The sequence below is a fragment of the Mesorhizobium sangaii genome, assembly GCF_014207355.1.
GTDB classification, from domain to species: domain Bacteria; phylum Pseudomonadota; class Alphaproteobacteria; order Rhizobiales; family Rhizobiaceae; genus Mesorhizobium; species Mesorhizobium sangaii.
In genome coordinates, this window is sequence record NZ_JACHEF010000008.1 from 13672 (window position 1) to 26303 (window position 12632).

A 12632-nucleotide genomic window follows, 5' to 3' on the forward strand; every position below is an offset into this window, starting at 1 on the left:
CCCGACCCGGCGCCGACATACGGAAAAAGAAAATTATGCCCTTGACCTTCCAGTTGCTGGAAGCACTACCTCCGCATCGAAACGAAGCATCGAGGCTATTTGAATGACGCATTCAGACCATCATCATCACGCGCATGACGGCTGCTGCACAGCGAAAGCTGCAGCCGGAGAGGCGGCCGTGATGCGGGATCCTGTCTGCGGCATGACCGTCGACCCGGCGACAGCCAAGCACTCTGTCCGTCATGAAGGGCGGGACTTCTACTTCTGCTCTGCCGGCTGCAAGGCGAAATTCGAGGCGGAACCGCAGAAATATCTCGGTGACAGGGCCGCACCGCAGTCGATGCCCAAGGGCACGCAATACACCTGCCCGATGCATCCCGAAATCATCCGCGACAAGCCCGGCTCCTGCCCGATATGCGGCATGGCGCTGGAGCCGATGGGCGTGCCCACTGGCGATGAGGGCCCAAATCCCGAGCTCGTCGATTTTACCAGGCGATTCTGGGTCAGTGCCGCACTGTCGGTGCCGTTGCTGATCGTCGCCATGGCCCCGATGCTCGGCCTGACGTTCGAGGCAGTTGTCGACGACCGCACGATGGTCTGGCTGGAACTGGCATTGGCCAGCCCTGTCGTATTGTGGGCGGCGCTGCCTTTCTTCCATCGCGGCTGGGATTCGCTCGTCAACCGCAGCCCCAACATGTGGACGCTGATCTCGCTCGGCGTCGGCGCGGCCTATCTCTACAGCGTCACAGCCACGCTGTTCCCGGAAATTTTTCCGCATCAGTTCCGTGGCCATGGCGGTACGGTGCCGGTCTATTTCGAGGCCGCCGCCGTCATCGTCGCGCTGGTCTTCCTCGGCCAGGTGCTGGAATTGCAGGCCCGTGAAAAGACCGGGTCGGCAATCCGCGCTTTGCTTGATCTCGCGCCGAAGACCGCGCGGCTGATCGGTGCCGACGGTTCCGAAAGCGACGTGCCGCTCGACGCGGTCAAGGCGGGCGACCGCCTGCGCATCCGTCCAGGTGACGCCGTGCCGGTCGACGGCACCGTGCTGGAAGGCCGTTCCTCGCTCGATGAATCGATGATCACAGGCGAACCGTTGCCGGTCGAAAAGGCCGAAGGCGATAGCCTCACCGCCGGTACGCTCAACAGAAACGGCTCGCTGATCCTGCGCGCCGACCGGATCGGCGCCGAGACCACGCTGGCGCGCATCGTCGAACTCGTCGCCAAGGCGCAGCGCTCGCGCGCCCCGATCCAGGGGCTGGCCGATCGCGTTTCCTTCTACTTTGTCCCGGCCGTGGTGCTGGTCGCGATCGCGGCCTTCGTCGGCTGGGCTGTCTTTGGCCCCGAACCCAGCCTGATCTTCGCCATCGTCTCGGCGGTGTCGGTGCTGATCATCGCTTGCCCCTGTGCGCTCGGCCTCGCCACGCCGATGTCGATTATGACCGCCACCGGGCGTGGCGCCCATGCCGGCGTGCTGATCAAGGAAGCCGCCGCGCTGGAACGCTTCGCCTCCGTCGACACCCTGATCGTCGACAAGACGGGCACGCTGACCGAAGGCCGGCCGAAACTGACCGATGTCGTTGCCGCAAACGGCTTTTCCGAGGACGAATTGCTGGCACTTGCCGTCGGCCTGGAAAAGGCCTCCGAGCATCCGCTTGCAGAGGCCATCGTCGAAGGCGCCGGTACGCGCGGCCTAGAGATCGCCGACGCCAGCGGCTTCGAGGCCGTCACCGGCAAGGGCGTTTGCGGCACCGTCTCGGGAAACAAGGTCGCGCTCGGCAATGCGGCGATGATGACCGATCTCGGCATCGACACCGCGTCCGTCTCCGCCAGGTCCGAAACGCTGCAGACCGAAGGCAGGACCGTGATGTTCGTTGCCGTCGGCGACAAACTGGCCGGCATCGTCGCCGTCGCCGATCCGGTCAAGGCAACCACCGCCGAGGCGATCCGGGCGCTGCATGACAGCGGCCTGAGGATAGTCATGGCGACCGGCGACAATGAACGCACAGCAACTGCGATCGCCAGGAGCCTCGGCATCGACGAAGTTCGCGCCGGCCTGTTGCCGGAGCAGAAGGCAGCCCTTGTCGAGGAGCTGCGCGCCAGGAGCAAAGGCGTCGCCATGGCCGGCGACGGCGTCAACGACGCCCCCGCCCTTGCCGCCGCCGATGTCGGCATCGCCATGGGCACCGGCGCCGATGTCGCAGTCGAAAGCGCCGGCATCACTTTGGTCAAGGGCGATCTCAACGGCATCGTCCGGGCGCGTACGCTCGCCCAGGCGACGATCCGCAACATCCGCCAGAACCTGTTCTTCGCCTTCCTCTACAACGTGCTCGGCGTACCCGTCGCCGCAGGCGTGCTCTATCCGCTGACCGGTACGCTTTTGTCGCCGATGCTGGCGGCGGCGGCAATGAGCCTGTCCTCGGTGTCGGTGATATCCAACGCCTTGCGGCTACGGGCGTTGAAACTCTGAGCAAAGCCCCCAAATACGAAACCCACTCAACAGGAGACCATGAATGACCTTGGCTAAAAAACTCGTGCTTTTGCTGATGGCTGCCGGAATGCTGCTTGCCGTCTTCCTCGAAAGCGTTCCGGCGCAGAGCGAAGAGATGAAACACGATATGGCTGGCATGTCGACGGACGCGACCGGCCCATCGAGCGAAGGCTACAAGGCGGCGATGGACAAGATGCATGCCGACATGATGGCGTTGCAATATACCGGGAATGCCGATGCCGATTTCGTCCGTGGCATGATCCCGCACCATCAGGGCGCCATCGACATGGCCAAGGTCGAGCTTGCCAACGGCAAGGACCCGGAGATCCGCAAGCTGGCCGAGGAGGTCATCGCCGCGCAGGAAGCCGAGATCAAGCAGATGCAGGGCTGGCTCGCGGCCCATCCGGTGAAGTAAGCCTTTTCGCGAAGCAGGATTCGGCGAGAACTCTCAGTGGATTTCCCGCCGAGCCTGTGATGCGATCAGGCCCTCAACTGGAGCCCGCCATGCCATCGACGATCAGAACCACCACGCTGCCTTCCGGCGAAGCCGTTCAGGTGTTTGGTCAGGGCACGTGGAAAATGGGCGAGGACATCAGGCGCCGCGCCGATGAGGTCAACGCCCTCAAGCTCGGCCTCGACCTTGGCATCACGCTGATCGATACCGCAGAAATGTATGCCAGCGGTGGTGCCGAGGAGGTGGTCGCCGAGGCCATCGCCGGGCGCCGTGACGAAACCTTTCTGGTTTCGAAAGTGCTGCCGTCAAACGCAGCGCGCGCAGGCGTGCAGCGCGCCTGTGAGAACAGCCTGAAGCGCCTGCGCACCGACCGGATCGATCTCTATCTGCTGCATTGGCCGGGCAGCGTGCCGCTGGCCGAAACCGTCGCGGCCTTCGAGGCGCTGAAGGCGGCCGGCAAGATCCGCCACTGGGGTGTCAGCAATTTCGACACCGACGAGATGGAAGAACTGGTCGGCTTGCCCGACGGCGGCAACGTCCAGACCAACCAGGTGCTCTACAATCTGGTCCGGCGTGGCCTCGAATTCGACCTGGCGCCCTGGAGCCGCCAGCGCGGCATCCCCTTGATGGCCTATTCGCCGGTCGAGCAAGGCTCGCTGGCGCGCAATACCAGGCTTGACGCCATTGCCGCTCGCCACGATGCGACCCCGGCCCAGATAGCCCTGGCCTGGGTTATGCACCAGGAGGGCGTCATCGCAATTCCGAAAGCCAGCAGCCAGCAGCATGTCCGCCAGAATTTTGCAGCGCTCGAGATCGAGCTGACGCCGCAGGACATCGCGGATCTCGACCGCGCCTTTCTGCCACCGACCCGCAAGCGCGGTCTGGAGATGATTTGACTACTTTCCCGCCAGCACCTTCAGCCGATACAGCGCCTCAAGCGCCTCGCGTGGCGTCATCTCGTCGGGGTTGATGTCGCCGAGTGCGGCGCCCAGAGCATCGTTCTTCACCGGCTTCGGCGCTTCACGCTTCACCGCCACCGAAAACAGCGGCAGGTCGTCGACCAGACGGTTGGTCTTGCCCGAAACCTCGCCCTCTTCGAGTTGGTGCAGCACTTCCTTGGCCCGGTCGACCACCGCTTCCGGCAATCCGGCCAGTCGTGCCACCTGCACGCCATAGGAGCGGTCGGCGGCACCCTTGCCAACCTCGTGCAGGAAGACGACGTCGTTTTCCCATTCCTTGACCCGCATGGTGACGTTGTGCAGCCGCGCCAGCTTGCCCGCCAGCGAGGTCATTTCGTGGAAATGGGTGGCGAAGATCGCCCGGCAGCGGTTCTTCTCGTGCAGGTATTCCACCGCCGCCCAGGCGATCGACAGGCCGTCGAAAGTGGCGGTGCCGCGGCCGATCTCGTCGAGGATCACCAGCGCACGCTCGCCGGCCTGGTTGAGGATCGCCGCCGTCTCGACCATCTCGACCATGAAGGTCGAGCGGCCGCGCGCCAGATCGTCCGAGGCGCCGACCCGCGAAAACAGCCGGTCGACGACGCCGATATGGGCTGACGCCGCCGGCACGAACGAGCCGGTTTGCGCCAGGATGGCGATCAGCGCGTTCTGCCGCAGGAATGTTGACTTACCGCCCATGTTGGGGCCGGTCAAAAGCCAGATCGCACCATTCTTGGCGCTGCCCTCCGGCGACAGGTCGCAATCATTGGCGACGAACGGGCCTTCGCCTGAGCGCCGCAGCGCCTGCTCGACCACCGGATGCCGGCCGCCCGAAATTTCGAAGGCAAGGCTCGAATCCACCACCGGCCGGCACCAGGCTTCGCTCTCGGACAACAGTGCTAGCGCCGCCGACACGTCGAGCACGGCCAGCGCATCGGCGCCGGCGCGGATCTTTTCCGCCTCGCCGACCGCTTCCGCCGTTAGCGCATCGAAGGCGGCAAGCTCGATGCTTAACGCCCGGTCGGCGGCATTGGCGATCTTGGTCTCCAGTTCGGCGAGTTCTGTCGTCGTGAAGCGCATGGCGTTGGCCATGGTCTGGCGATGGATGAAGCGCGCCTTGGCGCCGTCGCTGCCGGTCATCACCGCATGATGGTTGGCGGTCACTTCGATGTAATAGCCAAGCACATTGTTGTGCCGGATCTTCAGCGAGCGGATGCCGGTCTCGTCGATCAGCGAGCGCTCCAGCCCGGCGATGACCTTTCGCGATTCATCGCGCAGCGCCCGCATTTCGTCGAGCTCCACATGGTAGCCGCCGCGAACGAAGCCGCCGTCACGTTTTAGCAGCGGAAGTTCATCGCCAAGCGCCTGCGTCAGGTGCTGGGAAAGCGCCCTGGGCAGCGCCTGGATGGCGCCCAGCGCCGCCGTGAGTTCCTGGGGCAGGATTGTCTCGCCGAAGATCGCGGCGATCGCGCCGGCCGCCTCGAAACCGGCGCGCAACGCGCCGAGGTCGCGCGGGCCGCCACGGTTCAGTGCCAGCCGGGACAGTGCGCGTGGCATGTCGGCGACGCTCTTCAGGCTTGCCCGCACCGCCTGGCAGAGCCGCGTTTCGGAGCGGAAGAAGGACACCGAGTCCAGCCTGGCGCCGATCGCCGCCGGATCGGTCAGTGGCGCCATCAGCCGGTCGGCCAGCAGCCTTGCGCCGCCGCCGGTCACCGTGCGGTCGATCGCCTTGAACAGCGAACCCTCGCGGCTGCCTGACAGCGTGCGCAGCAGCTCCAGATTGCCGCGCGTCGCCGGATCGATGAACAGCGTCGAGCCCTGCTCCTCGCGTTCCGGCCGCGACAGCGGCGGGCGCTCGGCCTTCTGCGTCTTCTCGACATAGGCGATGGCGCCCGAGATCGCCGACAGTTCGGCGCGCGAAAACGCGCCAAAGCTGTCCGGCGTCGCCACGTCGAAGAAGCGGGCGATGCGCCCCGTAGCCGAGGCCGAATCGAACAGCGAGGGCGGCTGCGGGTTGGCGACGCGGCCGAGCACGTCGAAGACCGGTTTCAGCTCAGGATCGTAGAACACCGGCTCGGCAACGATCATCTCGCGCGGATCGACGCGGAAGATGTCGGCGAGCAGCCGGTCGGCGGTGGTCTCGGCGACGCGGAAAGCCCCGGTCGAAATGTCGATCCAGGCCAGGGCAAAGGAGTGGTCCACCCCACCTTTCACCCTTCCCAGCGCCATCAGGAAACTCGATTCCGACGGCGCCAGCAATTTGTCCTCGGTGATGGTGCCCGGCGTCACCAACCGCACCACGTCGCGGCGCACCACCGATTTGCCACCGCGTTTCTTCGCCTCGGCAGGATCCTCGATCTGCTCGCAGACGGCGACGCGAAAACCCTGGCCGATCAGCTTCTGCAGATAGTCGTCGGCGGCATGCACTGGTACGCCGCACATCGGGATGTCATGGCCCTGGTGCTTGCCGCGCTTGGTCAGGACGATGCCCAGCGCCCGGCTCGCCTTCTCGGCATCGTCGAAGAACAGCTCGTAGAAATCGCCCATGCGGTAGAACAGCAGCGAATCCGGGTTCGCCGCCTTGATCTCGATGAACTGCTCCATCATCGGCGTGACGGCGGCAGCGGCTGTCGGCAAGGGCGTGACCGCCTCGGGGGCGTCCGGCTCGTTCGGGCTATGCATGTTCATGCGCGGCACGCTAGCAGATGTGGTCGCGCGGTTTAATGCCGGCGCTTCGAAAAACGGGGGACGACCGACACGGCCAGATGCCGCAATCGCCAGTTCAAGCCGCGATTCCCGAACACTGGCGGTTTACACGCGGCGGTGCGTGGTCTTAATTCGGAATCTCACAAAGCACCCGCCCTAACGAGGTGCTGCACCGGCGAGGAAATCAAAAGCATCATGGCCAAAAAAACCGAGAACAACGGTCCGTCCGTCAGTGCGCAGGAAGCGCTCGAGTTCCACGCCATGGGCCGCCCCGGCAAGCTGGAGGTTGTCGCCACCAAGCCGATGGCGACGCAGCGCGATTTGAGCCTCGCCTATTCGCCGGGCGTCGCGGTTCCTGTTTTGGCCATCGCCGAGGACCCCAGCCGCGCCTTCGACTATACGACGCGCGGCAACATGGTCGCCGTCATCTCCAACGGCACCGCCATCCTTGGCCTCGGCAATCTCGGCGCGCTGGCCTCCAAGCCGGTCATGGAAGGCAAGGCGGTGCTGTTCAAGCGCTTCGCCGATGTCGATTCCATCGACCTCGAGGTCGACACCGAGGACGCCGACGAGTTCATCAATTGCGTGCGCTTCCTCGGCCCCTCCTTCGGCGGCATCAACCTTGAAGACATCAAGGCGCCGGAGTGCTTCATCATCGAGCAGCGCCTGCGCGAACTGATGGACATTCCGGTGTTCCATGACGACCAGCACGGCACTGCCATCATCTCGGCCGCCGGCCTGATCAACGCGCTGGAGATCACCGGCCGCGATATGAAGACGACGAAGATGGTCTGCAATGGGGCGGGTGCCGCCGGCATCGCCTGCATCGAGCTGATGAAGGCGATGGGGTTTTCCCCCGACAACATCATCCTGTGCGACACCAAGGGCGTCGTCTTCCAGGGCCGCACCGAAGGCATGAACCAGTGGAAGTCGGCGCATGCGGTCAAGACCGAGGCGCGCAGCCTCGCCGAGGCGCTCGACGGCGCCGACGTTTTCCTCGGCCTCTCCGCCAAGGGCGCGCTGACCCCCGCAATGGTGCAGTCGATGGCCAAGAACCCGATCATCTTCGCCATGGCCAATCCCGACCCGGAAATCACGCCGGAGGAAGTCGCCGAAATCCGCACCGACGCCATCATGGCCACGGGCCGGTCGGACTATCCGAACCAGGTCAACAACGTGCTCGGCTTCCCCTACATCTTCCGTGGCGCGCTGGATGTGCGGGCCACCACCATCAATGACGACATGAAGATCGCCGCTGCCCGTGCGCTTGCCGAACTGGCGCGCAAGGACGTGCCCGATGACGTCGCCGCCGCCTATCAGGGCAACCGGCCGAAATTCGGCCCCAACTACATCATTCCGGTGCCGTTCGACCCGCGCCTGATCTCGGCCATCCCGCTTGCGGTGGCCAAGGCAGCGATGGACTCCGGCGTTGCCCGCAAGCCGATCCTCGATCTCGACCGCTACGCGCAGGAGCTGTCCGCCCGCCGCGATCCGATCGCCTCGACCTTGCAGCGTATCTACGATCGTGTGCGTCGCCAGCCCAAGCGCATCGTCTTCGCCGAGGGCGAGGAGGAGCAGGTGATGCGCGCCGCCGTCTCCTACGTGAACCAGCGGCTCGGCACCGCCATCCTGCTTGGCCGCGACGACGTCATCAAGGAGAACGCCAAGCACGCCGGCATCGACCTCAACAAGCAAGGCATCGAGATCATCAATGCCCGGCTGTCGCGCCGCAACGGCATCTACACCGACTATCTCTACGAGCGCATGCAGCGCAAAGGCTTCCTGTTTCGCGACTGCCAGCGGCTGATCAACAACGACCGCAACCACTTCGCCGCCTGCATGGTGGCGCTGGGCGACGCCGATGGCATCGTCACGGGTGTAACCCGCAACTATTCGACGGCACTCGACGACATCCGCCGCGTCATCGACGCCAAGCCCGGCCACCGCGTCATCGGCGTCTCGATCGTGTTGGCGCGGGGCAAGACCGTGCTGGTCGCCGATACCGCCGTGCACGACATGCCGAACGCCGAGCAGATCGCCGACATCGCCGAGGAGGCCGCTGGCTTCGCCCGCCGCATGGGCTACGAGCCGAGGCTCGCCATGCTCGCCTATTCGACCTTCGGCCATCCGCAGGGCGAACGCTCCGAACGCGTCCAGGAAGCCGTGCGCATCCTCGACAAGCGCCGCGTCGATTTCGAGTATGACGGCGAAATGGCCGCCGACGTCGCGCTCAATGCGCGGGCCATGGCGCAATATCCGTTTATCCGGCTGACCGGCCCGGCCAACGTGCTGATCATGCCGGCGTTCCACTCGGCCTCGATCTCGACCAAGATGCTGCAGGAGCTCGGCGGCTCGACGGTGATCGGTCCTCTGCTGGTCGGGCTGAACAAGCCGGTGCAGATCGTCTCGCTGAACGCCAAGGACTCGGATATCGTCAACATGGCGGCGATCGCGGCATATACTGCGGGGGCTTGAGGAGACACCGCGCGGCGGACGAAAAGCCGGCGAACGGCTTTTTGGGTGAGGCAAGGCCGTGGTCGAGGGCAGCTTGAACGCGCTAGCCCGCGTCACGTCGCCTGGATGTGTGCAATCGCTGGAATCCCGCGATTCAAGCCAAATTTGCGGGAAAATCGTCGCGATCCATAAGATATTGATAATATCCGGTTGTTATACCAGAGCGCTGTCGTCGATGTGCCAGAGCGGCATGTTGGACAGACCGGGGTGGTGACAATCATGGATTTGCAGTCGTGAAGCACGATACGATTCCCGCAACCGTGGTCGGCCAGGGGGCCTATCACGACGAGCGCCTGGACGCATTGCTCAGCATCACCGGCCGCATGGACGGCTACCTCTACCGCTGCCGCAACGATGCGTCCTACACCATGCTCTACATCAGCGACGGCGTTCTCACCGTCAGCGGCTATCCGCCCACGGATTTTGTGCACAACGCCGTGCGCGACTACGTCTCGGCCATCCACCCGGACGACCTCGCCTCGGTCTATGCCGCCGTCGACGCCGCGCTCGAAGCGCGCTGCAACTGGAATGTCGACTACCGCATCGTGCCGAAGGTGGGCGAGCCGCTTTGGGTTCGCGAGATCGGCGGCGGTGTCTGGGATGACGCCGGCGAACTCGAATTCCTGGAAGGTTTCGTCGTCGACATCAGCGACCGCAAGGTTGTCGAGGACCTCAATTCCCAGCTGCTGCTGGATCTGAAGACCGCCAACGAGGAGCTCTCCGCGCAAAAGCGCGAGATCGAACTGGCCAAGCAGCAGAGCGACCATTCGGCCAACCACGATCTGTTGACGGACCTCCCCAACCGGCGTGCCTTCCACAACGAACTCAAGTCGGTGGTCGCGCGCTGCGGCGCCACCGGTGAGGCGGCCGGTCTCCTGTTCATCGACCTCGACCGGTTCAAGGAAGTCAATGACACGCTCGGCCACGAGGCCGGCGACGCACTGCTGCAGCGCGTATCGAGCCAGCTTCGCTCGATCCTGCGCAGTGCCGATTTCGTCGCCCGGCTTGGCGGTGACGAGTTCGCCTTCCTGTTCTCGGGCGCCGCCGACCTGGCACAGCACAAGGCCGTGCGCGTCGCCGAACGCATCCTGGAAAGGCTGCAGATCAAGGTTCCCACGCCGAATGGCGCCATCCAGGTCGGCTGCACCGTTGGCGTGGCCATGTATCCGGCGGAAGCCGCCGATTCCGAAGCGCTGGTCGCGCTAGCCGATCGCCTGATGTACGTCGGAAAAAAGAGTGGCCGCAACCGGTTGGTCACCGCCAACGAGATGGTGCCGCAACAGCCATCGTCGGGGCCTCGTCCCTCAATCCGCAAGACTGCCTAGGCTGAAAGCCATCAGCCCGGCGCGAACACGCGTGCGGCCTCGACGACCTCCTCGATCTGATCCTGCCGCAGCAGGTCGATCGGAGTGCGGCCGTCGAGCTGTGCCGAGGGGCGTGTCAGCCACAGCCAGGCCAGCCTGGGATTGCTGATCAGGGACAGCACGTCATGGATGCCCGCGACCGGTCTGCCGTCGACGAACTGCGCCAGCGGGAAGACATGCTTGCGGCCGCCCTTGCGCAGGGCGATGACTTCACCCCGCCTTTGCCAGCGATGCAGGGTCGAGCGGGCGATGCGCATGTTCTCTTCCAGATAGGTCGAACCGGCGACACGGCCGGCCCAGTCCTCGATCAGCATCGATTCGAGGTCGTCGGCGCGCGGCGGAGGGGAAGCAGGTCCATCGATATCCACGGGGGATGCCGGCGGCAGCCTCGTCGCCCCGCCTGTGCCCGCCTCGCTGCGGCGCGCGGCTTCCGCCGCCAGCGCGCGGACGAATTTCGATGCAAGGCCGGGAAGGTCGGCATGGATGGCGTCGATGGCACGCTGATGCTTCGGCGACAGCAAGGTGACGGCGGAAGCTATGCTGCCGGCGATCTTGCCGACCGAGACCATGGTGGGTCTGTTGATGGCCTCGTCATAGTGGGCAAGCGCACGTTCGACGTCCTCCGCGACCATCTGCGCGAAGTCGTCCTGCTTGATGCCGGTTGCCTGGATTTGAAATCTGTTCATGCATCTGTCTCTTGGGCCGGGCGCTCCTCCCACAGCTGCGGCCGGTTGTTGAACGGCTACAGCGGAAAGCGGAGATCGCCGCGGCAACAGATGCAGCGGCCCGACAGCATGCTGTCTTGCATTTTTTGACACCCCAAACTGACTGCAGGCGTCCCGAAATGTCAGTCCCAGGTCGCCCCGATTGCGTGTAGGAGCGATGTATGACAACCGCGCGACGATGAGAAGCGAGGCGGCCTTTCCTTCTCCCCTTGTGGGAGAAGGTGGATTGGCGCGCAGCGCGAAGACGGTTGAGGGGGTGTTGGACGGAGTGGGGCGGCGTCAAGCTGGAGCACCCCTCATCCGTCGCCTTTGGCGACACCTTCTCCACAAGGGGAGAAGGGAGAAACTGCCCCTACAGCAACCCGGCCTGTTCAGCCTCGCGGCGCAGGTTCTGGCGCGGGCGCGGGCCGATCTGCTGGATCACCAATCCGGCCGCCAGGGAGCCAAGGTCGCCGCAAGCCTTGAGGTCGCGGCCTTGCGTGTAGCCATGCAGGAAACCGGCCGCATAGAGGTCGCCGGCGCCGGTCGTGTCAACCAGTTCCTTGATCGCGGTCGCCTGGATGACCACGGTCTCGTCGCCGCGCACGATGACCGAGCCTTTTTCCGAGCGGGTCACGGCGGCGATCCGGCAATCCTTGCGGATCTGCGCCAGCGCCTCGTCGAATGACGATGTCTGATAGAGCGATTTGATCTCGTGGCTGTTGGCAAAGACGATGTCGACGGTGCCCGAACGCATCAGGTCGAGGAACTCGTCGCGGTAGCGGTCGACGCAGAACGAATCCGAGAGTGTCATCGACACCTCGCGGCCTGCCGCGTGCGCCAGCTTCGCGGTCTGCCGGATCGCTTCCTTGGCGCGCGGCGGGTCCCACAGATAGCCCTCGAAATAGGTGACCTTGGCGCAGGAAGCCTTGTCGGCCTCGACATCCTCCGGCCCGAGTTCGATGGCGGCGCCGAGATATGTGTTCATCGAGCGCTCGCCGTCGGGGGTGACGAAGATCATTGAGCGCGCCGTCGGTGGCTCGCCCTTGAGCGGCTTGGTGTCGAAGGCAACGCCCTGCGCGTGGATGTCGTGCGCGTAGATTTGGCCCAGCGCATCGTTCGAAACCTTGCCGAAGAAGGCGACGCGGCCGCCGAAGCTGGCGACGCCGGCCGCCGTGTTGCCGGCGCTGCCGCCGGACGCTTCGATCGCCGGGCCCATGCGGCTGTAGAGCAGTTCGGCGCGCTGGGTGTCGATGAGGTTCATCGCGCCCTTGATGATGCCGTTGGTCTCGAGGAAGTCCTCGTCGCACTGGGCGATGATGTCGACAATGGCATTGCCGATGCAAAGCACGTCATAATCCGGCATCAATGTCTCCGCCAAAAACCCGAGCCGGCTTCTTGCCATGCCCGGGCGGGTCTACAGCAAGACTCCGAAAATTGGCAACCGATTTTCTGTCGTTGCCG

At 64.7% G+C, this 12632-nt stretch carries 9 protein-coding genes; 6 read left to right on the forward strand and 3 right to left on the reverse strand.

The window, feature by feature from the left end; translation table 11 throughout:
* Positions 1-103 precede the first annotated feature (103 nt).
* The 3 genes from HNQ71_RS29750 to HNQ71_RS29760 all read left to right on the forward strand — a co-directional run bounded on the left by HNQ71_RS29750 (position 104) and on the right by HNQ71_RS29760 (position 3838).
* Positions 104-2467, forward strand: coding sequence for a heavy metal translocating P-type ATPase (locus HNQ71_RS29750; protein WP_184877197.1), 2364 nt, complete (start codon positions 104-106; stop codon positions 2465-2467).
* A gap of 43 nt (positions 2468-2510) precedes the next feature.
* Positions 2511-2903: a CopM family metallochaperone gene (gene copM / locus HNQ71_RS29755; RefSeq protein ID WP_184877199.1), complete on the forward strand. Its 393-nt coding sequence runs from the start codon at positions 2511-2513 to the stop codon at positions 2901-2903.
* An 89-nt stretch (positions 2904-2992) separates the two neighbouring features.
* Positions 2993-3838, forward strand: a complete 846-nt coding sequence (locus HNQ71_RS29760; protein ID WP_184877201.1) for an aldo/keto reductase — start codon at positions 2993-2995, stop codon at positions 3836-3838.
* Here the strand turns inward: HNQ71_RS29760 and mutS are convergent, their stop codons facing one another.
* A complete protein-coding gene (gene mutS, locus HNQ71_RS29765) occupies positions 3839-6562 on the reverse strand; it encodes a DNA mismatch repair protein MutS (protein WP_425492285.1) in 2724 nt (907 codons plus the stop codon).
* A gap of 219 nt (positions 6563-6781) precedes the next feature.
* Here mutS and HNQ71_RS29770 point away from each other — a divergent pair, with 219 nt between their 5' ends.
* From HNQ71_RS29770 to HNQ71_RS29775, 3 genes are all read left to right on the forward strand, one after another.
* Positions 6782-9061: an NADP-dependent malic enzyme gene (locus tag HNQ71_RS29770; RefSeq protein WP_184877204.1), complete on the forward strand. Its 2280-nt coding sequence runs from the start codon at positions 6782-6784 to the stop codon at positions 9059-9061.
* Between the two features lie 216 nt (positions 9062-9277).
* Complete coding sequence (locus HNQ71_RS35900; RefSeq protein WP_425492286.1) at positions 9278-9337, forward strand: hypothetical protein; 60 nt, start codon at positions 9278-9280, stop codon at positions 9335-9337.
* The gene (locus HNQ71_RS29775) at positions 9334-10425 is read left to right on the forward strand and encodes a diguanylate cyclase domain-containing protein (protein ID WP_184877206.1); all 1092 of its coding nucleotides are present in this window, start codon (positions 9334-9336) and stop codon (positions 10423-10425) included. The genes HNQ71_RS35900 and HNQ71_RS29775 overlap by 4 nt, the downstream gene beginning before the upstream one ends.
* Positions 10426-10436: 11 nt before the next feature.
* On the opposite strand, the gene HNQ71_RS29780 is transcribed toward HNQ71_RS29775, so the two are convergent.
* The gene (locus tag HNQ71_RS29780) at positions 10437-11150 is read right to left on the reverse strand and encodes an antitoxin Xre/MbcA/ParS-like domain-containing protein (RefSeq protein ID WP_184877208.1); all 714 of its coding nucleotides are present in this window, start codon (positions 11148-11150) and stop codon (positions 10437-10439) included.
* 391 nt (positions 11151-11541) lie between these two features.
* On the reverse strand, positions 11542-12534 hold the full coding sequence (locus HNQ71_RS29785) for an adenosine kinase (RefSeq protein WP_184877210.1): 993 nt from the start codon (positions 12532-12534) through the stop codon (positions 11542-11544).
* Between the last annotated feature and the right edge of the window lie 98 nt (positions 12535-12632).

What these genes read in the sequence shown, in the direction of transcription:
- mutS (WP_425492285.1), bottom strand. Translation starts at nt 6,562, where the DNA reads ATGCATAGCCCGAACGAGCCGGACGCCCCCGAGGCGGTCACGCCCTTG.
- HNQ71_RS29785 (WP_184877210.1), bottom strand. Translation starts at nt 12,534, where the DNA reads ATGCCGGATTATGACGTGCTTTGCATCGGCAATGCCATTGTCGACATC.
- copM (WP_184877199.1), top strand. Translation starts at nt 2,511, where the DNA reads ATGACCTTGGCTAAAAAACTCGTGCTTTTGCTGATGGCTGCCGGAATG.
- HNQ71_RS29770 (WP_184877204.1), top strand. Translation starts at nt 6,782, where the DNA reads ATGGCCAAAAAAACCGAGAACAACGGTCCGTCCGTCAGTGCGCAGGAA.
- HNQ71_RS29750 (WP_184877197.1), top strand. Translation starts at nt 104, where the DNA reads ATGACGCATTCAGACCATCATCATCACGCGCATGACGGCTGCTGCACA.
- HNQ71_RS29760 (WP_184877201.1), top strand. Translation starts at nt 2,993, where the DNA reads ATGCCATCGACGATCAGAACCACCACGCTGCCTTCCGGCGAAGCCGTT.
- HNQ71_RS29780 (WP_184877208.1), bottom strand. Translation starts at nt 11,150, where the DNA reads ATGAACAGATTTCAAATCCAGGCAACCGGCATCAAGCAGGACGACTTC.